The 20,617-nt window shown below is 68.7% G+C and carries 21 protein-coding genes; 12 read left to right on the top strand and 9 right to left on the bottom strand.

Translation table 11 applies throughout. The features are described 5' to 3' along the window. Positions 1-6 precede the first annotated feature (6 nt). The 4 genes from HNQ09_RS02015 to HNQ09_RS02000 all read right to left on the bottom strand — a co-directional run bounded on the left by HNQ09_RS02015 (position 7) and on the right by HNQ09_RS02000 (position 2,167). The gene (locus HNQ09_RS02015; protein ID WP_184024709.1) at positions 7-765 is read right to left on the bottom strand and encodes an alpha/beta fold hydrolase; all 759 of its coding nucleotides are present in this window, start codon (positions 763-765) and stop codon (positions 7-9) included. Beyond that, positions 762-1,277, bottom strand: a complete 516-nt coding sequence (locus HNQ09_RS02010) for a histidine phosphatase family protein (protein ID WP_184024706.1) — start codon at positions 1,275-1,277, stop codon at positions 762-764. Before HNQ09_RS02010 ends, HNQ09_RS02015 begins: the two co-directional genes overlap by 4 nt. After that, positions 1,277-1,837, bottom strand: coding sequence for a DinB family protein (locus HNQ09_RS02005; protein ID WP_184024703.1), 561 nt, complete (start codon positions 1,835-1,837; stop codon positions 1,277-1,279). Before HNQ09_RS02005 ends, HNQ09_RS02010 begins: the two co-directional genes overlap by 1 nt. An 84-nt stretch (positions 1,838-1,921) precedes the next feature. Beyond that, positions 1,922-2,167 carry a hypothetical protein gene (locus tag HNQ09_RS02000; RefSeq protein WP_184024700.1) on the bottom strand — a complete coding sequence of 82 codons (246 nt, stop codon included), beginning with the start codon at positions 2,165-2,167 and terminating at the stop codon, positions 1,922-1,924. A 246-nt stretch (positions 2,168-2,413) separates the two neighbouring features. On the opposite strand from HNQ09_RS02000, the gene icd reads away from it, so the two are divergent. The 3 genes from icd to HNQ09_RS01985 all read left to right on the top strand — a co-directional run bounded on the left by icd (position 2,414) and on the right by HNQ09_RS01985 (position 5,652). Next, on the top strand, positions 2,414-3,688 hold the full coding sequence (icd, locus tag HNQ09_RS01995) for an NADP-dependent isocitrate dehydrogenase (RefSeq protein ID WP_184024697.1): 1,275 nt from the start codon (positions 2,414-2,416) through the stop codon (positions 3,686-3,688). Between the two features lie 83 nt (positions 3,689-3,771). Next, entirely contained in the window at positions 3,772-4,014 is a 243-nt protein-coding gene (locus HNQ09_RS01990) for a hypothetical protein (RefSeq protein ID WP_184024694.1), read from the top strand. Between the two features lie 105 nt (positions 4,015-4,119). Further along, positions 4,120-5,652: a B12-binding domain-containing radical SAM protein gene (locus HNQ09_RS01985; protein WP_184024691.1), complete on the top strand. Its 1,533-nt coding sequence runs from the start codon at positions 4,120-4,122 to the stop codon at positions 5,650-5,652. A 59-nt stretch (positions 5,653-5,711) separates the two neighbouring features. On the opposite strand, the gene HNQ09_RS01980 is transcribed toward HNQ09_RS01985, so the two are convergent. Then, the gene (locus HNQ09_RS01980; protein WP_184024688.1) at positions 5,712-6,881 is read right to left on the bottom strand and encodes a cation:proton antiporter domain-containing protein; all 1,170 of its coding nucleotides are present in this window, start codon (positions 6,879-6,881) and stop codon (positions 5,712-5,714) included. Between the two features lie 95 nt (positions 6,882-6,976). Next, entirely contained in the window at positions 6,977-7,480 is a 504-nt protein-coding gene (locus HNQ09_RS01975) for a cation:proton antiporter regulatory subunit (protein ID WP_184024685.1), read from the bottom strand. A gap of 128 nt (positions 7,481-7,608) precedes the next feature. On the opposite strand from HNQ09_RS01975, the gene HNQ09_RS01970 reads away from it, so the two are divergent. The 9 genes from HNQ09_RS01970 to HNQ09_RS01930 all read left to right on the top strand — a co-directional run bounded on the left by HNQ09_RS01970 (position 7,609) and on the right by HNQ09_RS01930 (position 14,345). Further along, positions 7,609-8,880 (top strand): homoaconitate hydratase family protein, encoded by a 1,272-nt coding sequence (locus HNQ09_RS01970; RefSeq protein ID WP_184024682.1) that lies wholly within the window; start codon positions 7,609-7,611, stop codon positions 8,878-8,880. Next, on the top strand, positions 8,877-9,176 hold the full coding sequence (locus HNQ09_RS01965; protein WP_184024679.1) for a hypothetical protein: 300 nt from the start codon (positions 8,877-8,879) through the stop codon (positions 9,174-9,176). The genes HNQ09_RS01970 and HNQ09_RS01965 overlap by 4 nt, the downstream gene beginning before the upstream one ends. Position 9,177: 1 nt before the next feature. Next, entirely contained in the window at positions 9,178-9,705 is a 528-nt protein-coding gene (locus HNQ09_RS01960) for a LeuD/DmdB family oxidoreductase small subunit (RefSeq protein ID WP_184024677.1), read from the top strand. 4 nt (positions 9,706-9,709) lie between these two features. Beyond that, entirely contained in the window at positions 9,710-10,039 is a 330-nt protein-coding gene (locus HNQ09_RS01955) for a hypothetical protein (protein ID WP_184024675.1), read from the top strand. Between the two features lie 66 nt (positions 10,040-10,105). Beyond that, on the top strand, positions 10,106-10,279 hold the full coding sequence (gene lysW / locus HNQ09_RS01950) for a lysine biosynthesis protein LysW (RefSeq protein ID WP_184024673.1): 174 nt from the start codon (positions 10,106-10,108) through the stop codon (positions 10,277-10,279). Between the two features lie 78 nt (positions 10,280-10,357). After that, a complete protein-coding gene (gene lysX, locus HNQ09_RS01945) occupies positions 10,358-11,224 on the top strand; it encodes a lysine biosynthesis protein LysX (protein WP_184024671.1) in 867 nt (288 codons plus the stop codon). A 232-nt stretch (positions 11,225-11,456) separates the two neighbouring features. Then, complete coding sequence (locus HNQ09_RS01940) at positions 11,457-11,975, top strand: MarR family winged helix-turn-helix transcriptional regulator (protein WP_184024669.1); 519 nt, start codon at positions 11,457-11,459, stop codon at positions 11,973-11,975. Beyond that, the gene (locus HNQ09_RS01935; RefSeq protein WP_184024666.1) at positions 11,972-13,843 is read left to right on the top strand and encodes an MDR family MFS transporter; all 1,872 of its coding nucleotides are present in this window, start codon (positions 11,972-11,974) and stop codon (positions 13,841-13,843) included. The genes HNQ09_RS01940 and HNQ09_RS01935 overlap by 4 nt, the downstream gene beginning before the upstream one ends. Before the next feature lie 298 nt (positions 13,844-14,141). Further along, a complete protein-coding gene (locus HNQ09_RS01930) occupies positions 14,142-14,345 on the top strand; it encodes a hypothetical protein (protein ID WP_184024663.1) in 204 nt (67 codons plus the stop codon). A 65-nt stretch (positions 14,346-14,410) separates the two neighbouring features. Here the strand turns inward: HNQ09_RS01930 and HNQ09_RS01925 are convergent, their stop codons facing one another. Genes HNQ09_RS01925 through HNQ09_RS01915 form a run of 3 tightly spaced genes read right to left on the bottom strand, consistent with a single transcriptional unit; the run spans position 14,411 to position 20,552 of the window. Continuing rightward, positions 14,411-17,173, bottom strand: a complete 2,763-nt coding sequence (locus HNQ09_RS01925) for a helicase-related protein (RefSeq protein WP_184024660.1) — start codon at positions 17,171-17,173, stop codon at positions 14,411-14,413. Beyond that, the gene (locus HNQ09_RS01920) at positions 17,173-19,935 is read right to left on the bottom strand and encodes an anti-phage-associated DUF1156 domain-containing protein (protein ID WP_184024658.1); all 2,763 of its coding nucleotides are present in this window, start codon (positions 19,933-19,935) and stop codon (positions 17,173-17,175) included. Before HNQ09_RS01920 ends, HNQ09_RS01925 begins: the two co-directional genes overlap by 1 nt. Next, complete coding sequence (locus HNQ09_RS01915) at positions 19,932-20,552, bottom strand: DUF3780 domain-containing protein (protein WP_184024656.1); 621 nt, start codon at positions 20,550-20,552, stop codon at positions 19,932-19,934. The genes HNQ09_RS01920 and HNQ09_RS01915 overlap by 4 nt, the downstream gene beginning before the upstream one ends. Positions 20,553-20,617 lie beyond the last annotated feature (65 nt).

Raw genomic sequence — 20,617 nt, 5'->3', positions numbered from 1 at the left:
CAAATGTCAGGTGTCCGGGGCCAGCAGAAAACGGACCACCGCGTCCCGCATCGCCCGGCTGGTGAAGTGGCCCACGCCCGCAAAGACCTGTTCCCGAAACCGCTGCGGGCACCCGGCCCGCTGATAAGCCGCGCGGTAGGCAGCGGCGGTCGGCGCGTGGTGGTGGGCGAGGGGAAACACCGCGTCGCGGTCCCCGCTTGCCAGCAGCAGCGTGCAGGGGGGCAGGTCATCCGCGTGCGTGACCGGGCGCTGCGCTTCCAGCCAGGCCCGCAGGTCTGGCCTGCGAACTTCCGGTTCTTGCCACACGCCCGAGGTGATCAGCGCCGCCGCGCACGTGACCCGTTTCTCCGTCCGCGCCAGCGTCTGCGCCACGTAGCCCCCCATGCTCGACCCCACCACCGCGACGGGCAGCGGGCTGAACAGTTCCGCCAGGGCGTCCAGCAGCGCCGGGGCCTCGGCCACCGTGCCCCGCACGCTCTGCCACACGTACTCGCGCGGGTTCAGGTCGGCGGGCGCGTCCCCCAACCGCTCGCCGTGTAGCGCCGCGTCGGGCAGCACGACCGCCCAGCCCCGTGCCGCCAGCGCCGTGTACACGCCCAGCTTGCCCTCCTTCGCCGCCCAGGCCCCGTGGTAGACCACGCACAGCGCCCGCACGTCCGCCGCCTCCGGGGGCCGCTCGATCAGCACGGGCACGCCTGCCAGCACCCGCCGCTCGGTCAGGTACGGGGTGCCCTCGTGCAGCGGGGTCGCGCGCGGGTCGGTCATGCCAAATCCAACCGGGCCGCCCGGCCGTCCGGGTCCAGCCGCCACACGTCGGGGTTGCGCAGGCCCGCCCAGCCCCCGAAGTCCAATCCCAGCGCCAGGGCCAGCAGGTTGCCGTGCGTGACGACCACGCTCACCCCGCCGGGATCGCGGGCGTCCCGCAGGGCCGCGAGGACGCGCTCGCGGGCCGCTGCCCCCGACTCGCCGCCGGGCAGGCGCAGCCCAGCGTCTGCAAAGCTGGCCCGCAGGTGCGTCTGCCAGTCGGGCAGGTCGTCGCCGCTCAGCACCCGCTCGGTCAGCCTCTCGTCGGTTTCGACCTCCAGCCCCAGCTGCCGGGCCAGGGGCCGCCCCGTGTCCACCGCCCGCCGCCAGGGACTGCTCACGATGCGGGTGAGGCCCGAGTCTGCCAGGGCTTCCGCGAGTCGCTGGGCAGCCTCGGTGCCCTCAGGGGTGAGGGGCGCGTCGGGGGCCTGCCCGGTCGCCTTCGCGTGCCGGACCAGCAAGAGGTCGCCCATCAAGCCGAGGCTTCCGGCTGCGGCGCGGGCGCGACGAGCTTGCGAATCAGGCGAATCTGGCCCCGGTGGTTGACCTCGTCCTCCATGACGTGGAACCAGGCCCAGTGGTGGTTGGGAAAGTCGAAGCCCGGCAACGTGAGCCGCGAGGCCAGCCAGGCGTCGTCCCGCTCGGCGAGGGCTGCCAGCGTGACCGCTCGGCTCTCCTGCAACTCGGCCAGCAGCGTCTCCAGGCTCTGCCCGGTGGGCGGAGGCGTGCCCTCGCGGCCCATGCTCAGGCCCCCCAGCAGGGCCGCGTCCCTTTCCAGGTCAAGGTCACGGCCCTCCAGCGAAAAGAGGTGGTAGGTCCGCTCCACCGCCGCCATATGCGTCAGCAGCGCCCCGATGGAGTTGCCGAAGCCGGGCGGCGTGGCCCAGAGCTGCTCGGCGGTCAGCCCCTGCACGTCCGCCAGGGTGGTCATCCGGGCGTAGTTCAGCATCTCGACCAGCGCCCCGATCTGCGGGGTGTACCGCGCCTGCGGTTCGATGCGGTACCAGCGTTGCCACTCGGGGGCAGAGGTCATTGCGGCAGCGTACCGCGCCGGTCGGCGGCAGGCACGAAGAAACCGGCCCCCCGCGAGGAAAGCCGGTCAAAGAAGAAGGTGGGTCTAGTGGCCGTCGCCGTCTTGCGCCTCGCGCTTGCCCTCGCTGTACTCGGCGTGGGCCTCGGCGTTGTGGCCCTCGGCCTTGGCGCGGTCCTTGGCGGCCTGCGCCTTGTCCTCCAGGTTGTCGGCGGTGCCCCCGACGTGGCTGGCGATCTCGTGGCCGGCGGCGCGGGCGCGGTCAGCCCCCTCGTTGATCTTGGCCTTGGCGGCGTCGGCCATGTTGCCCAGCGTGCTCTTGTCGTCACTCATGTGTTGACCTCCTGGCAAGTGGATTCCCGGTTGGGGTGGCTGGAGCATCGCACCCAGCTCTACCGTGGGGGTGAAGCCGACCTGAGATTTCCCAGCGCGACCTTGAACGCTCCTGCCGCAAAGATTCATCTGCTGGGGGGCGCCGGGGGGACCGGAACCCTGGCGCCCCTCACCCCTCACCCCATCCAGGCCATGCGGACGCCCCCACTTCGCCTGACGGGCTGCGGGGGGTAGAGTTGGGCCGACATGACCATTCAAGACCCACACAGCCAAGATCCGCATATCCAGGTGCCCACCCAGGGCGAGAAGATTCGCATGGAGGGGGGCAAGCTGATGGTCCCCGACCGTCCCGTCATCCCCTTCGTGGAGGGCGACGGCACCGGCCCCGACATCTGGCGCGCCTCCGTGCGCGTGCTCGACGCCGCCGTGCAGCAGGCTTACGGCGGTCAGCGCCAGATCGAGTGGATGGAAGTCTACGCGGGCGAGAAGAGCACCCAGGTCTACGGCGAGGGCGAGTGGCTCCCGCAGGCGACCGTGGACGCCTTTGGCGAGTACCTCTTCGGCATCAAGGGGCCGCTCACCACGCCCGTCGGCGGCGGCATCCGCTCCATCAACGTGGCGCTGCGCCAGCAGCTCGACCTGTACGCCTGCGTCCGCCCCGTCCAGTACTTCGAGGGCGTCCCCAGCCCCGTCAAGCGGCCCCAGGACGTGGACATGGTGATCTTCCGCGAGAACACCGAAGACATCTACGCCGGGATCGAGTACAAGGCCGGGACCCCCGAGGCCGACCGCGTGCGCGAGTTCCTGATCGGCGAGATGGGCGTGACTGCGATCCGCTTCCCCGAAACCAGTTCCTTCGGCGTGAAGCCCGTCTCCAAGGAAGGCACCGAGCGCCTCGTCCGCGCCGCCATCCAGTACGCGATCGACAACGGCCGCAAGAGCGTGAGCCTCGTGCACAAGGGCAACATCATGAAGTTCACGGAGGGCGGCTTCCGCGACTGGGGCTACGAGCTGGCCAAGCGCGAGTTCGGCGGCGTGGAACTCGACGGCGGCCCCTGGCTCCAGCTTCCGGGCGGCATCGTGATCAAGGACGTGATCGCCGACAACTTCCTTCAGCAGATCCTGCTGCGCCCCACCGAGTACGACGTGATCGCCACCCTGAACCTCAACGGCGACTACCTCTCCGACGCGCTCGCCGCGCAGGTCGGCGGCATCGGCATCGCGCCGGGGGCTAACATCAACTACGTGACCGGCCACGCGATCTTCGAGGCCACCCACGGCACCGCGCCCAAGTACGCGGGCAAGGACGTGATCAACCCCTCCTCGGTGATCCTCTCCGGCGAGATGATGCTGCGCTACATGGGCTGGACCGAAGCCGCCGACCTGATCCTGAAGGGTCTCGACCAGACCATCCGCGAGAAGACCGTCACCTACGACTTCGCGCGCGGCATGGAAGGGGCCAACGAGGTCAAGACCAGCCAGTTCGCCGACCGCATCATCGAGCACATCCGCCAGGCGTAAAGCCTCCGCGACGTGGCAGCAGAGAGGGCAGTGGGCCACCCCCAGCGGTGGGCGCACTGCCCGCTTTGCACTATCTTGTGCCCATGACCCGTCTTCTCCTCGCCCTGGCCGGTGTGCTGCTGCTCGCGCTGACGGCGCTGGCGCTGCTGTGGCTGGCCGGGCAACTGCTGACGGGCCTGGGGGCCTTCGTGGTGGGGGCGGCGGGGGTGCTGTGGCGGCTGCTGGTCTTCTTGCTGCTGGCGGGCGGGCTGGGGGGCGTGGCCTACTTCGTCGCCAGCGCGTGGCGCCCGGCCCAGGGCGACGGCCCCGGCGCGGCCCCGCCGTGAGCCGCGCTTCAGTTCGGAAAACACTTCCCGCTACAATGGACGGCTGTGACGTGCGCTGACTCCTGAGTGTCCCGAACTCTCCGGCGCCGCCACCCCGGAGGTTTCTTGAGTTACTGGCGCAACACCATCAAACCGCTGCTGGAGGCGGAAACCGGGACCCTCTACAAGCAGGCCCCGATCCGCGTCACGCTGGCGTTTCCCAATCGGTACTCGGTCGGCATGGCCTCGCTGGGCTATCAGGTCATCTACCGGATGTTCAACCAGGAAGAAGGGGTCGCCTGCGAGCGGGCCTTTCTGCCCGACGACGTGGAGGCCTTCGAGCGCACCGGGCAGGCCCTGCCCACCGTCGAGTCGGGCCGCGACGCGGGCGACTGCGAGCTGTTCGCGCTGAGCGTGTCCTTCGAGCTGGACCTCACGAACATCATCCGCACGCTGGACGTGGCGGGGATGCGCCCGCTGCGTGAGGAGCGCAGCGACAGCGACCCCATCGTGATGATCGGCGGTCCTTTCACGTCGTCGAACCCCTATCCGCTGACGCCCTTTGCCGACGTGATCGTGATCGGGGACGGCGAGCAGATCGTGCCGGTGGTCAGTGAAGCCCTGCGCGAGTCGCGGACCCGCGAGGACTTCTACGACCTCATCGACGGGATGCCCGGCATCTTCCTGCCTGCCCGCCACGTCCACGAGCCGACCTGGGCGACCGCGCCCAAGGAGCTGCTGCCCGCCTACTCGCAGATCGTGACGCCGCACTCGGAGCTGTCCAACATGTTCCTGGTCGAGGCGCAGCGCGGCTGCCCGCGCCCCTGCACCTTCTGCCTCGCCCGGACGATGTACGGCCCCAACCGCAACAACCAGGCCCAGGAACTGCTGGACACCATCCCCGACTGGGTCGAAAAGGTCGGGCTGGTGGGCGCGGCCCTCTCGGACTTTCCGCACACCAAGTACGTCGGGCGCACGCTGACCGACCGGGGCATCAAGCTGGGCGTGAGCAGCATCCGCGCTGACACGGTGGACGCCGAACTCGCCGAGATTCTCAAGGCGGGGGGCCTGCGGACCTTCACGGTGGCGAGCGACGCGCCCTCTGAGCGCCTGCGCCGCTGGCTGAAAAAGGGCATCACGACCGAGGACCTGCTCAAGACCGCCCACATCAGCCGCGACCTGGGCTTCAAGGGCATCAAGGTCTACATGATGATCGGCCTCGGCCCGGAAACCGACGACGACATCACCGAGCTGATCGAGTTCACCCGGGAACTCGCGGGGATCAACCGGGTCGCCCTGGGCATCAGCCCCTTCGTGCCCAAGCGCCACACGCCCCATTTCGCGGACCCCTTCGGCGGCGTGCAGACCATCGAGAAGCGCCTCAAGCGCATCCAGAAGGAACTGCGCACCACCGCCGAGCTGCGCAACGTGTCGGCCAAGTGGGCCTGGGTCGAGTCGGTGATCGCACGCGGCGGCCCGGAAGTCGGGATGGCCGCCTACGCCATCTACCGCAACGAAAGCATCGGCGCCTGGAAAAAGGCGCTGGACGAGGTGGGCTGGCGCGACGAGTTCGAGGTCAACACGCCCGCGCTGCACCTGCCCCCCGGCCACTACGAGGCGCGCGAGGTCAGCGCCCACGCCGAGGGGCTGGCGGTGTAACCGCCGCGACGCCGCAACGTGGCGCAGGCTGGAGGCAACTGCTCCAGCCTGCGCCCGCTTTATCCCACCTGCGTCTCACCCGGCCGCCCCCGGTCCAGCAGCGGCGCGAGCTGGCCGTCGAAGCGGGCCAGCACCGGGCCGATCAGGGCTGTGAGCAGCACGTACTCGGCGGCCAGCGGCCCCAGCGTGGGCGCCAGCCCCAGGCCCAGCCCCGCGATCAGGATGCTGAACTCGCCGCGCGGAATCAGGGTGGCCCCGGCGCGAAACCGACCGCGCGCCTGCACGCCCGCCCGCGCCGCCCCCCACCAGCCGGTGTAGAACTTGGTGATACTGGTGACCACGGCCAGCAGCGCTGCCGGGAGCAGCACCTCCGGCACGGCCCCCAGGTCCAGCTGCAAACCGAAAAACACGAAGAACACGGCCGCGAAGAGGTCGCGCAGCGGGGCAATCAGGGTGCGGGTGCGCTCGGCCACCTCGCCCGAGAGCGCGATGCCCACCAGAAAGGCCCCGATGGCCGCCGACACCCGCAGCAGGTCGGCGGCGCCCGCCACGACCAGCACCAGCCCGAACACGCTGAGCAGCAGCGCCTCGTTGCTCTGCACGTTGACCACCCGGCTGAGCAGGGGGCCGTACCGCAGCGCCAGGAAAAACGCCAGGGCGAAGGCGGCCAGGGCCACCAGCACGTTGACCCCGACCGCCGCCAGCGTGCCGCCGATCAAAAGGGCGGCCACGACCGGCAGGTAGGCGGCCATCGCCACGTCCTCCAGCACGCAGACCGACAGGATCACCGGGGTCTCGCGGTTGCCCAGCCTACCGAGGTCCGCGAGCACCTTGGAGGCGATCCCGCTGGAGGTCAGGTAGGTCACGCCGCCCAGCAGCACGGCCGCCAGCGGCGTGAAGCCCAGCAGCAGCCCCGCCAGCAGCCCCGGCGTGAAGTTCAGGCCCACGTCGAGCAGCCCGACCCCCCGGTTGGCGTGCAGGTTGTCGCGCAGCTCCTGGCTGGTGTACTCCAGCCCCAGCGTGAACAGCAGCAGCACCGCGCCGATCTCGGCCCCGATATGGATGAATTCCTCGGGTGCGTCCCCCAGCGACATGAAGGCCCCCAGGCCGATGCCTGCCAGCAGGTACAGCGGAATCGGCGTGATGCCCAGCCGGCCGGCCGCCCGGCCCACAAAGGCCAGCGCCAGGATCACCGCGCCGAGTTCCAGAAACAGTTGCGCCAGGGGCACGTCGAACCTCCGGGAAGGGGAAAGAGGCGGGGGCGGCGTGCCGGAACAGGGAAGCGGGGAGAGGGGCGCTCAGCAGGAGAGGGGAGCGGGCCGCCTCAGCCCGCCGCGCCGCTATCCTCACCACTCAGCAGCCCGGCAGCGCGCACCACCCCCTCGGGCGTGCCCACCACCACCAGCGTGTCGCCGGGCAGCAGCGGCAGCTCCGGCCCCGGCGCCGGGATCGCCTGCCCGCCGCGCATGATCGCCACGATGCTCGCGCCCGTGCGCGTCCGCATCCGGGTGTCGCCCAGCAGCCGCCCGGCGTAGGGGCTGAAACCCGGCATGGACAGCCAGTCGATCGCCAGCCCCTCGACATCCTGGGTGAGCCGCGACACGTGCCGGGTGATCGTGCTGCCGCCCAGCAGGTCGGCCACCGCCTCGGCCTCCTCGTCACTCAGGACGATGCTCTGGGCGCAGGCATCGGGGTCGTCGCGCCGCGAGACGAAAATCTCCCGCCGTCCGTCCCGGTGCGTGATCACGCCCACGCGCTTGCCGTAGCGGCCATCAAAATCGTGCCGCACGCCCACTCCGGGCAGCGGCGTTTCTTCGAGCTTGACCATGCCCCCAGGATAGGGCGCCGTCTGGGGCTTCGCCGCATCGCCAATAACTCTTGTCAAATGTAAATCAGAGAGCGCCTTCGGGTATTCAATCTCATACCACCCGGCCCATTTCGCGCCAGAATGCGCCCATGTCCCTTTCCCCCTCCCGCCCGCAGACGATGGCGGAAAAGATCCTCTCCCGGCGCGGCGCCAGAGCGGTCTACGCCGGGGACCTCGCCGTGGTGGACGTGGATCAGGTGATGGTCGTCGATTCGATCGCCCAGAGCTTCATCGAACGGATGGAGCGTGACCTCGCCGCCACACCGAGATATCCTGGGCGCGTCTCGATCGTCGTGGACCATGTCGCGCCCGCCTCCACCGTGAGCGTGGCGCAGGCCCAGAAGGAGGCGCGCGAGTACGCCGCCGCCACGGGGGTCCGCCTCTTTGACGTGGGGCGCGGCATCTGCCATCAGGTCCTGATGGAAGAACGTCTCGCGCAACCCGGCTGGATCGTGCTGGGATCCGACAGCCACTCGACGACCTACGGGGCGGTCGCCGCCTTCGGCACCGGCATGGGCGCGACTGACATCGCCCTGGCCGCCGCGAGCGGCAAAACCTGGCTGCGGGTGCCCGAGAGCGTGAAGGTCACGTTGACCGGCGACCTCCAGCCCGGCGTGAGCGCCAAGGACGCCGCCCTGGAGATGATCCGTGTGCTGGGCGCCGACGGCGCGACCTACCAGAGCGTCGAGCTGCACGCCGGGGACCGCTTCACCCGCGGCGAACGCATGACGCTGGCGAACCTGTGCGTGGAGGCGGGGGCCAAGGCCGGGTTGGTCGTCCCCGGCGGCGAGATCCTGACCGCCTACGGCTACGACATTCCCGACTGGGTGTACCCGGACCCCGGCGCCGTGTACGTGCGCGAGGTCGAGATCGACCTGAGCACCCTGCGCCCGCGCATGAGCGCCCCCTCGGAGGTGGACAACGTTCACGACGTTTCCGACCTGCGCGGGCTACGGGTCGATCAGGTCTTTATCGGCACCTGCACCAACGGCCGCCTGGAGGACCTGCACGCCGCCGCCGAGGTGCTGCGGGGCCGCCGGGTTAGCCCCGGCACCCGCCTGCTGGTGATCCCGGCAAGCAGTCAGGTCATGGAGCAGGCGCTGGAAGACGGCACGCTGCTCACCCTTCAGCGGGCGGGCGCGGCGCTGGGGACGCCCGGCTGCGGTCCCTGTATGGGCCGCCACCAGGGGGTGCTCGCGCCCGGCGAGGTCTGCGTCTCCACCTCCAACCGCAACTTCATCGGCCGCATGGGGGACAAGGACGCGCGGGTGTATCTGGCCAGCCCGGCGGTGGCGGCGGCGACGGCGGTGCTGGGGCGCATCGGGTTGCCGGAGGACCTGGAGAGGCGGGTGGGGGCATGAAGGCACACACGGCCTGGATTCACGGTGCCAACTTTCTGCCCTGCCTGGACCTCTTCGCCCGCGTCGGTGAAACGGTCCTCGACGACGGGGTGAGAGGGGCTTTCGAGGGCGGCCTGAAAGACACGGATCACGACGCGGGCGTCTGGTACGACCTCCCGCTCGGCGTCCTGACGGTCGGCGTCGCAAAAGAAGAAAGCGGCAAGGTCTTCCTGCGGGTCAACGCCCCGCACGGCTTCGCGCGGGCGGTGGAGGCCGTGACCTTCGCCTGTGCCTCGTACCGCCTGGAGACCCACTGAGATGCCCCGAGTCTGGAAATTCCCCGACTCCGTCAACACCGACGACATCCTCCCCGGCAAGTTCGCCCCATTCATGGCGGGCGAGGACCTGTTTCAGACCTACGCCTTCCACTACCTCCGCCCCGAGTTCGCCGCCGAGGTGCGGCCGGGCGACGTGCTGATCGGCGGGCGCAACTGGGGCCTGGGCAGCAGCCGCGAATACGCCCCGCAGGCGCTGAAGAAGCTGCGGATCGGCGGCATCGTGGCGCCGAGTTTCGCCCGCATCCACTACCGCAACCTGCTCAACCTGGGCATCCCCGCCTTTGAAGCCGACCTGACCGGCGTGCTCGCGGACGGGGCAGAGGTGAGCCTCGACGCCCAGACCGGCACGCTGACCCACGCGGGGGGCACCTTCCAGCTTCCGCCGCCGCCCGAGTTTCTGCGCGAGGCGCTGCGCGAAGGCAGCATCCTGGCCTTCTTCAAGAAATACGGCCGCTTTCCGGGCGAGCGGCCGGGCGAGGAGTCAGGCGCGGCGGCCCCGCTAGACTGACTCCATGGCGACCCTGGAAATCGATTGCCCCGTGTGCGCGGAGGTGCTGGAACTCAGCGACGCCGACCGCGCCGACCTCGCGGTGGGTGACGTGATCGTCTGCGACTCGTGCAGCGCCGAGATGGAAGTCACCCGCAACGGTCCCGGCGAGGAGTTCGAACTGGAACTGCTGGGCATCCTGACCGTGTGCCCGGCCTGCGGCGAGGAGTTCGAGGTCACCGAGGACCTGCTCGCCGCCGCGCCCACCGTCGAGAGTGCCGACGGCAGCGTGGTCAGCGTGGTGGGCTGCCCCCACTGCCGCGCCCGCATCGAGCTGGAATTCGACGACGCCTGAGCCTGTCTAGGTCATTTGTTCTGCAAACTTCGGGATCGAATAGCCTACCAAGTGCAAGGAGAATCCATGACCATCATTCAATTTGAAAACCCGGAGACGGGTGCGACCATCGAGCTGAGCAACCCCGAACTGGGCGAACTCGTGATTGACGACGAGACGGGCGTGGAGTACGAGGTCGTCTCCCTCGACCCCCCCCGCCTGGAGCAGGCCCCGCAGGAAGCGGAGGACTGGGGGGAGTAAGCCTGTTTCCGGCGGTCCGCTTTCAGCCCTGTCGCTGACGGCGGACCGCCGAACGCTGACTGCACCCCTCAATTTCCTATGGCCGACCTCGCCGTCCTCTACGACCGCATTCGCCCTGACGAGAAGATGCTCTTCGCCGCGCTCGACGGGCTGGGCGTGCCCTACGACAAGGTGTACACGCCGCAGCTGCGCTTGACCTTTGACGGCGCGGGCCGCGCGGCGGTGCCCTGGCGGGTCGCGCTGGAGCGCTGCGTGAGCCAGACGCGCGGGCATGCGGTCACCCGGGCGCTGGAGGGGCTGGGCGTGCGGGTGGTCAACCCCGCCCACGTGATCGAGCTGTGCGGCGACAAGCTCGCCACCAACGCGGCGCTGGCCCGCGCCGGGCTGCCCACGCCCCGCACCGGGGTCGCCTTTGACGGCGAGGCCGCGCTGCAATTGATCGAGGAGCTGGGCTACCCGGCTGTCTTGAAGCCCACCGTCGGCTCGTGGGGCCGGATGGTCAGCCGCGTCAACGACCGCGACGCCGCCGAGGCGATCATCGAGCACAAGGAGGTGCTGGGCGGCCCGCAGCACGGCGTCTTCTACGTGCAGGAGCTGATCAAGAAGCCGGGGCGCGACATCCGCGCCTTCGTGGTCGGCGGCGAGTGCATCGGCGCGATCTACCGCACGTCCGCGCACTGGATCACCAACACGGCGCGCGGGGCCACGGCCAGCCTCTGCCCGGTCACACCCGAACTGGCCGACCTGGCGCTGCGTTCGGCGGCGGCCGTCGGCGGCGAAATCGTCGCCATCGATCTGGTCGAGGACCCGCAGCGCCGCAACCGGTGGGGGGGCCTCCTCGTCATCGAGATCAACCACACCATGGAGTTCAAGAACTCGGTCAGCACGACCGGCGTGGATATTCCCCGCAAGATGGGTGAGTACGCGCTGGGCCTGCTGGGCTAAGCCTCTGTCCCGGGGCCTCGCGGCTCCCTCTTCCCCGGCGGCCTTCCGAACACACGGAGGCCGCCGGTTTCTGGCTGCCGGGCGGTGGGGGAGAGCATGGGCGGTCCTGAGCAGCGCGTTCCTGTTCCCGCCGCCTAGGTCGTCCGGCCTACCCCGCCCTCAGCGCTTGCATATGCCAATTGTGAAGTTCATCATACCTTCTTATGACCAAGACTATTTCAAGCTTGCAACCATGACCGACCTTGAGGTGCACGCCAACGCGCCCAACGCCGCAGCCCGCGCCGAGGCCGCCCGACTGGGCCAGGAGATGAAGCGGCTGCACCGCCTGATCAGCGGCCGGGTGCTGCTGAACATGCAAGACGAGCTGCAAGACCACGACCTGACCTTTACCCAGATGGCGGCGCTGCACCAGCTGCGCGCCGAGGCGCCGCTGACGGTGACCACCCTGGCCGAGCGTGCCCGGCTGAGCGTGCCGGCCACCAGCCACCTCGTCGAGCGGCTGGTCCGGCGGGGCCTGGCCGCGCGGCGCGAGAACCCCGACAACCGCCGCGAGAAGCTGGTCGCCCCCACCGCGCAGGGCCTGGGGGTCGTGACCCGCATGGACGAGCAGTTCACCGGGGCCTACGTTGCGGCCTTCAGCGGCCTGCGGCCCGAGACCATCCGCGCGGCCACGGCGTCGGTTCAGGCGCTGCTGGCCGAACTCGTGCCCAGCCCGCCCTCTCCCTTCCCCGATTCCCAGGAGACCCCATGACCACTCCCCCCAGTGCGCCGCCCGGCCGCATCAACTACGCCCAGACGCTCGACTTGCGCACCAAGCGCGTGATCCTCTTCGGGGTGCTGCTGGGCCTCTTTCTCAGCGCGCTCGACCAGACCATCGTGGCGACCGCCATGCCGCGCATCGCCGAGGAACTCGACGGCCTGAACCTCTACACCTGGGTCACCACCGCCTACCTGCTCACCAACACGGCGCTGGTGCCCATCTACGGCAAGCTCTCGGACCTGTACGGCCGCAAGCCGGTTCTGATGTTCGGGATCGTGGTCTTTTTGATCGGTTCGGCGCTGTGCGGCCTCGCGGGTGAGCCGTTTTTCGGCAACCTGTTCGGCGGCGGCATGATGCAGCTTGTGGTGTTCCGGGGTCTGCAAGGCGTCGGCGCGGCGGCGCTGGGGTCGGTGGCCTTTGCCATCATCGCGGACCTGTTCGAGCCGATTGACCGCCCGCGCTACCAGGGCCTGTTCGGGGCGGTCTTCGGCATCAGCAGCGTGGCGGGGCCGCTGCTGGGCGGCTTCCTGACCGATCAGATCTCCTGGCGCTGGGTCTTTTACGTCAACCTGCCGCTGGGGCTGATCGCGCTGGCCTTTATCTCGGCCAAGATGCCCCGGCTCGCCAGCGGCCTCCAGGCGCGGGTGGACTGGCTGGGCGCTTTCCTGATTCTGGTGTTCACCGTGCCGCTGCTGCTGGCGCTGACCTGGGGCGCCAACCAGACCTACGCCTGGACCAGCCCCACCCTGCTGGGCCTGTTCGGCCTCAGCGCCGCCGCGCTGGTCGCCTTCCTGTGGGTCGAGGGCCGTCATCCCAGCCCGATCCTGCCGCTGACCCTGTTCAGCAACCCGACCTTCGCCTGGGGCGCGGTCGCGCGCTTTCTGATCGGCGCGGGGTTCCTGGGGGCGATCCTCTTCCTGAGCCTGTATCTCGTCAACGTGCAGGGGGTCAGCGCGACCGCCGCCGGCACCGCCACCATTCCGCTGACCGTGGGCCTGATCATCGGGTCGGTGGGGTCCGGGCAGATCGCCAGCCGCATCGGCCGCTACAAGGTCCTGATGCTGATCGGCCTGATGACCGCTGCGCTGGGCTTTTTCGCGCTGAGCACGCTGAACGCCGATACCGCCTACGGCGGCGTGGTGCTGCGGATGGTGCTGCTGGGCCTGGGCCTCGGCCCCGCGCTGCCGCTGTACACCACCGCCCTGCAACTCTCGGTCAAGCCCTGGGAGATCGGCGTGGCGACGAGCGCCGGGCAGTTTTTCCAGCAGATGGGCAGCACCATCGGCACCGCGATTTTCGGCGCGCTGCTGACCGCCGGACTCGCCAGCCAGTTCACGGCCAACTTCGAGCGGGCCAAGGTGGACCAGCCCCCCGCCGTGCAGGCGATCCTGACCCAGAGCGAGCGCGCGGCGGCGGCCAACACGGGCGGCGGTTTCGGGGAGGGCGCCCCGGCGGGCGGCGGGGACCCGGCGGCGCAGTTCGCCCAGGCTCGCCGCGAGATCGAGGCGGCCGTGGCGAGTGGCAACAGCGCTGCGCTGGGCCAGATCGCTCAGAACCCGGCCCTCCCCGCCGGGCTGCGCGAGGGTCTGGGCCGCATCCCCGCGCAGGCCCTCGCCACGCCGGAAGGCCGCGCGGGCGTGGCCCAGACCCTGGCGGGGCAGTTCCGCGCCTTCGAGATCGCCGGGCAAAAGACCGCGCGGGTCGTGAAGGAGTCCTTCGCGGGCGCGATTGCCAACATCTACCGCTGGAGCATCGGCGTGGCCCTGCTGGCCCTGCTCGCCACCCTGATGATGCCCAACCTCGCGCTGCCCACCCGCCAGAAGGGCGAGCGCGGCGCGCCCGCGCACGTCGAGCTGTAGGCGCCCGGCGGGCACGGCAGCGGGAAGCGGGCGTGGAGTCAACCTGTCTGGTTCAAATGATCATGGCACTCGAAGACAGCGGTTTCGACCGCTGTTTTCACTTTCATAAGGCACTGCTCGACTTTGCCAAGGCACCAGGGATTATCCGTGGCGCTTTGCCACGGCACTCACCTATGCAGGCATCTCCCTTTGCCATGGCACTCACGTTGGCAGTGAGCGCGGCTTCAGGTGCCGTCCCCTCACAGTACGTCCGCTGCTCCCAGGGCACGTGTTATCCACCACCCCGCTAGATTTGGGCATGCAGCAGATGAGCCGCCTTGACGCGAACCGCGCCCTGCTGACACTCCTGCTCCAGGAGGTGGAGGCGTACCCAGACCTGCGCCTCGGGCAGGTGCTGGTCAATCTGGGCGTGCTGACGTTCGAGGAGGGCCGCCCGGTAGATCCGTTTTACGAAGAACCGAGCGTGACCCTGCGGCGGGTACGGCAGAGCACGCAGCGGTAGAGCCGTTTCCCGGGCTTTGCGTCCCCGGACCGCTTGGAAGAGGGCAACCCGGTTGCCCTCTTCGTTCAGCTCTCTGAGCGGTTCTGACCCCCCAACGTCCCCCACCCCTGCCGCAGGTGCGCCCCCGCCTCGGCACTCTTCAGCACCGCCGTGCACTCGTCCCAGTGACTCAGGTCAGGCACCTGCTGGTTCACGCGCTCGAAGGGATGGAGCAGGGTCGTCTTCTCCGCTTCCCCCACGTAGTCCAGCAGCACCTTCACCCGCTGTTCGTTGGCCTTGGCGAGTTCCACCCAGTGGTCTTCGAGCACCTGCGGGATCAGCCCAAAGAGCGCGGTGATGTCCCCGAAGCGCTCGGAGAGCCGCTGATGCACCCGGTCTTCAATCGAACCCCGGTACCGCATGTTGTAGATGCGCACCGTCGCGTGCTTCTGCCCGATGCGCTGGATGCGCCCCTTGCGCTGCTCGAGCCGTGTCGGGTTCCACGGCAGGTCGATGTTGATGAGGTTGGACAGCCGTTGCAGGTTCAGCCCCTCGGAGGCCGCGTCCGTCCCCACCAGCAGCGTCAGGGCGCCGTCCCGGACCTGCTCCTTGAGGGTCTGACGCTCGCAGCTCTGGAACACGCCGTCCTGGTAGACCCCGCTCTGCACCTCGTTGGTGTACAGGCCTACCGGGATGCCGGGGAAGTGGCGGCTCAGCGCCCGGGCGACCGCATCGGCGGTATCGAGGTACTGCGAGAAGAGGATGCACCCGTCCCGCCGCCAGTCCGGCTGGCCGCGGGTGGCTGCCGGAGCCCCGTCCAGCAGCTCGATGGCGAGCCTGATCTTGGGGTCATGGGTGCGGGCCCGCCCCAGCACCCACTGCAACTCCTCGAGCTTCGCCCGCATCCCGCTGGTGGGCTCGGCGGCGGCCCCTTCCTCGTCCTCTTCCACCTCGGACACCTCGACGGCCGATTCCCCCCGCAGCATCCGGCTGACGCTGATGTACCCGGCCTCGAGGCTGGAGCTGATGCGTCGCAGCAGGGCGGTGCGGGCAAACCCCGTGAGACCCCCCTCCCGGCCCAGCTCGTCACACACCGCCTCGGCGATCTCGTAGGCCCGCGCCACCTCATCCGACACCGGCACGGCCTCCTTCTCCCCGTGGAGGTCGACCGCGATGCGCTCGAGCTGCCCCTCTTCCTCCAGCTTCTGGCGCGTCCGCATGACGATGCGCCGGATGTAGGGGTTCTGCTCCTGAACCCACCGGGGGAAGTCGCCCGTGATCTGCGCGAGTTCGAAGCCCGTGAGGCGCTCGTAGGCCTGGCTCGCGGCCTGGTACTCGCCGTCCCGCAGGCCCAGGCTGCGCCGGATGTCCAGCAGGTCGGGGTCGAGGCGGCCGTGCGCGTCCCGGCTCTGCGCCACCGGCGAGCGGTACCAGGGCCAGATCGCCATAAAGCTGTTCGGCGGGGTCTGGCGGCCCACCACAAGTTCCAGCCCCTCACGCACCTGCATGTTCCACTGCGAGTACGGCCCCCCCAGCACCTCGGGGGCCCCCTCGGCCAGGATCTGCAAGAGGTCGTGCGCCTCGAGCAGCTCGAGCTGCACGGGGGTCGCCGTGGCGAGTAAGACGCTGCGGCTGCGGCCCGCGAGGCGGCGGATGGCCCGGTACAGGTTGTTCGGGCGGCGCTTCTTACCGGTGCCCGTCATCCGCGCCCGGTGCGCCTCGTCGAGGATCACCAGGCCGTAGTCCTGCTCGAACACCTCGTGGGCCTCTTCTCCGAGGTAGGAGAGCCAACTCGAGGACACCAGCGCGATGCGGCGGGGGCAGTTCCGGAAGCCCCGGGTCAGGAGCCCCCGCTCATCCACCCAGGCCCGGGCCCCACTGTCCCACCGGACGCTGGGCACGCGCAGCAGATCCCACATCTCGGCCTGCCACTGCCCGAGCAGCGTCTTGGGCACCGCGATCAGCACGGGCTCGTCCCCCTGCAAGGCGATGATCTCGGCACTCACCGCGAGCTGGAGGGTCTTGCCCAGGCCCACCTGGTCGGCCAGCAGCAGCCGCGCCCGCCGGAAAGGCCCGGAGTGCGCCAGCACCGTCTGGTGGACGAAGGCCTTCTGGTGCGGCCACAGCCCGGTCTCGCTGGTGTAGAGCGGGGCCTCGATCAGCGGGGCGGTGACCTCCTTCAGGTCGTGGCCCCCGCCCGCGAGGTCGCGGTTCAGGAGGTCACGCCATTCGTCCAGCGTCAGCTCGTGCCGCCCGGCGAGACGCTTGAGGTCGTCGATCACGGCTTGGGCGAGCGGCACCGCGAGGTCGTGGGTCCAGAGGGCATCGAACTCCGCCTGTACCCAAGTTACCCCGTCAGGCGTGGGGTCTTCCCACAGCAGCTCGTAGTTGCGGCTCCAGGCGTTGGCGGTGTCGTTGACACTGCCCATGAAGGCGGTCTTCGTCCCGTTGGTGATGACTCCGGCCTTCCCGTGCATGAAGCCGAAGGCCTTGTCGGGAAGCACCCGGATCTCGACCTGCCCGCTGACCAGCGCCGCGTGCAGGAGTCGCAGCCGCTCCCGCATCTCCGGCGGGGCCTGCATGAGGTGCTGCTCAGGCTTGCTCGCGTGCCAGCGGCGGCGCTGCTGCTCCTCGGCGACCTTGGCGACCGCCACGTCCGCCGGGTTCAGGTCGGAGTTGCACACCATGCGGATGCGCCCCACGGTGCTGAAGGGCTCCTGGAGCAGGTGCAGCACCGACGACGTGAAGTACCCCGAGATGCGGTCGTAGGTGGCCGCCCCGGTGAGCCGGGGGGTGAGGAAGTCCTGGTCGATGCGGCCCAGGCGGGCGCTGTATCGGCGCAGGGTCATCAGACGCCGAGGTTCATCAGCGCCCCGCGCAGCACGCGGGCCGCCTCGGCATCCGCCTTCCAGTGCGGGAGCGCCTGCTTGCCGAGGTGTTCGAGGAGCTTGATGGCCTTGGTCTGCTGCATGGCGAAGTTGGGCGCGTCACTTTGCAACCACGCGATCCCCTTCTCCGGGCTGCCCTCCCGGGCCGTGATCTGCACCGCCATCAGCAGGTGGCGCAGCAGGGTTCCGGCGAGCGGGCCAGTGTTCACCGAGCGGCTGCCCATCTCGGTCGCAGTCATCAGCCGGACGTTGTTGGCCCGGTCGTCGCCGAGGAGGTCGCGCCAGTTGCTCGCGGCGTAACCCTTGGAGAGTTCCTGGTAGACGCCGCTGCGGTGCTCGCCCCGCTGCTCGGTCTCGAGGCCCTTGAGGTAGAAGCGTTCGTGCGGCCCGAGGTCACGCCAGATGCTGGGCTCGACGCCCCGGGGGATTAGCTCGCGGCTGGCGACCTGCGAGGCCTGGTCGATCAGCAGGTGGACCGGCGACTTTTCGCCCTTGGCCCGCACCTTGAGCAGTTCGGAGCGCGGGTCGATGCCGTCGATGTCATGGGAAGTGATGACCCGCAGCGCGGCGGCGTAGGTCGCGAGCTGGAGGTCGGCGTCGCTCCAGCGCAGGCCTGCACCCTCGAGAAGCTGCATGTCCTTGAGTTGCTTGGAGACCTCTTGCCTCATCTTTGACCGGATGTCGTCCTCAAAGAGGGTTTCGACTTCGCCGCGCTTCCGCAGGACGAGGAGGACAGTGCCCTGGACATAGTTGCTGCCGCCATTGATGCCGTCCGTGGTTTCGGTGGCGACGGTCCAGGCAGCGGACACCTTCAGCCCCGACGCCCACATGGTCATGGCGAGGTCGGCCCAGACCTCCGCGTCCTGGTGGGTGAACATGACGATCTGCACACCGTTGTCGGGCATGAGGTGGGCGAGGTTCGAGTAGACTTCAATCATCGACTCGTTGAAGGAGATGCCTTTGCCCTTGACGGCGAGAGCGCGTCGGGTATCCGCATACCAGTTCGGGAAAAGCGCCGGGATACGTTTCTCGTACCACGAAAGGAAAAATTCAGAGATCTCCTCGTAGTCGATGGCATCGGCGTAAGGGGGATCGGTAATCCAGATCGTGCGCGGCGTCATGGTAGAACGTGCATCCTTGAGGTGCACGTCCAGGCTTGCACTGAAGAGGGACGAAGTTGGAACGGCGGTGTCTTGGAGTGTTGACCATCCCCGAATGGCGAAGTTGTACAGGGGAGCTAGGCTCTGACTGCTGAAAGTTTGAATTGCAAGGTCACGACTTGGATCCCAGCGTGCCAAGCGGCTATTGCGATCTGCGATTTTGCCAAGCAGGCTCAGTAGTCGCTTCGGCTCTTCGCTTTGGGCTATTGCTTGTGCAAACAGCCCGTTTGTTAAGAGTTGCCTGGGCGTGAACATGTTTGACCAGTAGCGCCACTCCCTTGCCGCAAAAACACGGCTGGCACGCGGGCCTGCCTCTATAGGCCTTGAGGGCACGAAACCTGACTCCTGCCATGTTGTCCATCTCTCCTCGAGCAAGGAAAGAGCTTTCGCCTCGCGACTGAGATCCGCTGTCACGGCGGATTCATAGCTGCGCTTGCCTTTCTCGTTAGTCCAGCGAACACAATACAAGCGCTCTTGGTAAAAATCCTCCGTTCGAGGGATAAGATCTTTGCTCTCCCAAGAACGAAGTCCTTGTCCGCTGTTGTGCCGATCACGCAGCCTGCTCATTTGTGTTGCGTGCGGCTGAGGATTGTCTTTCGTCGGGGGCGGCACGAGGTGCTGGTTCACCACAGTCCCCTGTTTCGCCTTCGTCATCTGGGCATCTGAAGCGCCCGTCACGATGCGAATGTCGTACCTCTTATTCGCGTCATCTGGCACCAGTTCGGCCACTACGCGGTCCTTGACGCTGACAACCCAGGTTGCAGTCAGGGGCACCCTATAGCCGGTTTCCGGGTCAAGCACCTCGTTGCACCAGAGATATGCGTCAGCCCGGCGGCCCTGCTCGTCGTGTTCGATGCCCCACTCGGTGATCTGGCGGTCGACTTCCTCGTAGACCCACTTCTGTGCGGCGTCAATCCGGGCCCTGTCCTCGGGGGTGGCGCAGAGCAGCGCCTGGTTGCTCCAGGTCAGCAGGGCCGCCACCGGGTTGAGGTCGCTGGCGTAGGTGTCGCAGCCCAGCCGGGCCGCCTCAAAGGGTATGGAGCCCCCGCCCGAGAACACGTCCCCCACCCGGGGCTTTTCGCCGAAGCGCATCACGCCCAGTTGCTCCACGATCTCCTGCAAGCTGGACGCATTCGTGCCGAGGTGGTCGTTGATCATCTTCCAGCTCTCGGCATCGCTGGGGCCCTCGTAGGCCTCGGCCAGCACCGCCTGCTTGAGCTGCTCCTCAGGACTAAGGGCCGCGAACTGAGCACGCACAAGGGTTTTCCGGGGGCGACGCTCGAACAGGCCGTCCTCATCCATGCCCATCAGGCGCTCGAAGACCTCGTTGTCCTTCTGGGGGTCGTCGGTGGCGGGCAGCAGGGCCCCGAGGATGCTGGCACGCACCAGCACCAGCGGTTTACGCCCCCACCATTTTCCGATGCCGGTCAGACGCTGCCCGGAGCCCGCCTTGCGTTCCTTGTAGCTCTCGGCGCTGAGCTTCGCGACCGGGAAGGCGTGCTCGATGAGGGAGGATTTCTCGGCCAGTGGGGTCTGCACCCGCGGTTGCTGGGTCTGGGTCATGCGCTTTTCCTTCTGAACATCGGTTCCATGTCGTTCTTGCCGGACTTGGTGCGGGTCTTGCGGGTGGGCATCAGCTGGAGGGTGGTGGTGAGGTCACCGACCTCGGTTCCCGGCCCCGTCGCCGTGGCGGCCAGCATCAGCTTCAGAGCGGCCCGCCAGCCTTTGCCGCGTCCACGGGGATCACCGTTGAGGGCCACCGTCTGGTTGAACAGCCACCAGCGCTCGATGCGGTGCAGGCGCTGCCAGCTCACCCGGATGACGTCCACCTCGTCCTCGGTGGCGTCCTCGACGGCCCACACGAGCACCAGCAACTCCTTGCCGAGGTTGTTGAGGCTCAGTCGGGTGTCGCCGGTCTTGAGGAAGCGCCCGGGGCGCTCGCCCGCGTCCCGGAGATGCTCGTTGAAGGTGAACTCGGCAGTCCTGGCGATGGCCGACCACTGCTGGTGCGAGAGCTGGGCACGCAGCACGCGGGCCAGGCGGCCCTCGACGTTCTCGCGCACCTCATAGAAGTTCACGAGTTCTTTCTTGCTGGTCGGCACGGCGACGAGCATGTGGGGCCGCTCGCTGCTCGGGGCGTTGAAGTGCCCGGGCGTGCTCATGGCGCTTTTCTTTGTCATGGGGAGACCTCGGAGATATTCAGGCCGCCCGCCGGGCGGGGGCTCACGGAGAGAGGAGGGCCAGC

It is taken from the genome of Deinococcus budaensis (assembly GCF_014201885.1).
Lineage (GTDB): Bacteria > Deinococcota > Deinococci > Deinococcales > Deinococcaceae > Deinococcus > Deinococcus budaensis.
This window is presented reverse-complemented; position numbering and strand designations above follow the sequence as displayed.

What these genes read in the sequence shown, in the direction of transcription:
- HNQ09_RS02015 (WP_184024709.1), bottom strand. Translation starts at nt 765, where the DNA reads ATGACCGACCCGCGCGCGACCCCGCTGCACGAGGGCACCCCGTACCTG.
- HNQ09_RS02010 (WP_184024706.1), bottom strand. Translation starts at nt 1,277, where the DNA reads ATGGGCGACCTCTTGCTGGTCCGGCACGCGAAGGCGACCGGGCAGGCC.
- HNQ09_RS02005 (WP_184024703.1), bottom strand. Translation starts at nt 1,837, where the DNA reads ATGACCTCTGCCCCCGAGTGGCAACGCTGGTACCGCATCGAACCGCAG.
- HNQ09_RS02000 (WP_184024700.1), bottom strand. Translation starts at nt 2,167, where the DNA reads ATGAGTGACGACAAGAGCACGCTGGGCAACATGGCCGACGCCGCCAAG.
- icd (WP_184024697.1), top strand. Translation starts at nt 2,414, where the DNA reads ATGACCATTCAAGACCCACACAGCCAAGATCCGCATATCCAGGTGCCC.
- HNQ09_RS01990 (WP_184024694.1), top strand. Translation starts at nt 3,772, where the DNA reads ATGACCCGTCTTCTCCTCGCCCTGGCCGGTGTGCTGCTGCTCGCGCTG.
- HNQ09_RS01975 (WP_184024685.1), bottom strand. Translation starts at nt 7,480, where the DNA reads ATGGTCAAGCTCGAAGAAACGCCGCTGCCCGGAGTGGGCGTGCGGCAC.
- HNQ09_RS01970 (WP_184024682.1), top strand. Translation starts at nt 7,609, where the DNA reads ATGTCCCTTTCCCCCTCCCGCCCGCAGACGATGGCGGAAAAGATCCTC.
- HNQ09_RS01965 (WP_184024679.1), top strand. Translation starts at nt 8,877, where the DNA reads ATGAAGGCACACACGGCCTGGATTCACGGTGCCAACTTTCTGCCCTGC.
- HNQ09_RS01960 (WP_184024677.1), top strand. Translation starts at nt 9,178, where the DNA reads ATGCCCCGAGTCTGGAAATTCCCCGACTCCGTCAACACCGACGACATC.
- HNQ09_RS01955 (WP_184024675.1), top strand. Translation starts at nt 9,710, where the DNA reads ATGGCGACCCTGGAAATCGATTGCCCCGTGTGCGCGGAGGTGCTGGAA.
- lysW (WP_184024673.1), top strand. Translation starts at nt 10,106, where the DNA reads ATGACCATCATTCAATTTGAAAACCCGGAGACGGGTGCGACCATCGAG.
- lysX (WP_184024671.1), top strand. Translation starts at nt 10,358, where the DNA reads ATGGCCGACCTCGCCGTCCTCTACGACCGCATTCGCCCTGACGAGAAG.
- HNQ09_RS01940 (WP_184024669.1), top strand. Translation starts at nt 11,457, where the DNA reads ATGACCGACCTTGAGGTGCACGCCAACGCGCCCAACGCCGCAGCCCGC.
- HNQ09_RS01935 (WP_184024666.1), top strand. Translation starts at nt 11,972, where the DNA reads ATGACCACTCCCCCCAGTGCGCCGCCCGGCCGCATCAACTACGCCCAG.
- HNQ09_RS01930 (WP_184024663.1), top strand. Translation starts at nt 14,142, where the DNA reads ATGCAGCAGATGAGCCGCCTTGACGCGAACCGCGCCCTGCTGACACTC.
- HNQ09_RS01925 (WP_184024660.1), bottom strand. Translation starts at nt 17,173, where the DNA reads ATGACCCTGCGCCGATACAGCGCCCGCCTGGGCCGCATCGACCAGGAC.
- HNQ09_RS01920 (WP_184024658.1), bottom strand. Translation starts at nt 19,935, where the DNA reads ATGACCCAGACCCAGCAACCGCGGGTGCAGACCCCACTGGCCGAGAAA.
- HNQ09_RS01915 (WP_184024656.1), bottom strand. Translation starts at nt 20,552, where the DNA reads ATGACAAAGAAAAGCGCCATGAGCACGCCCGGGCACTTCAACGCCCCG.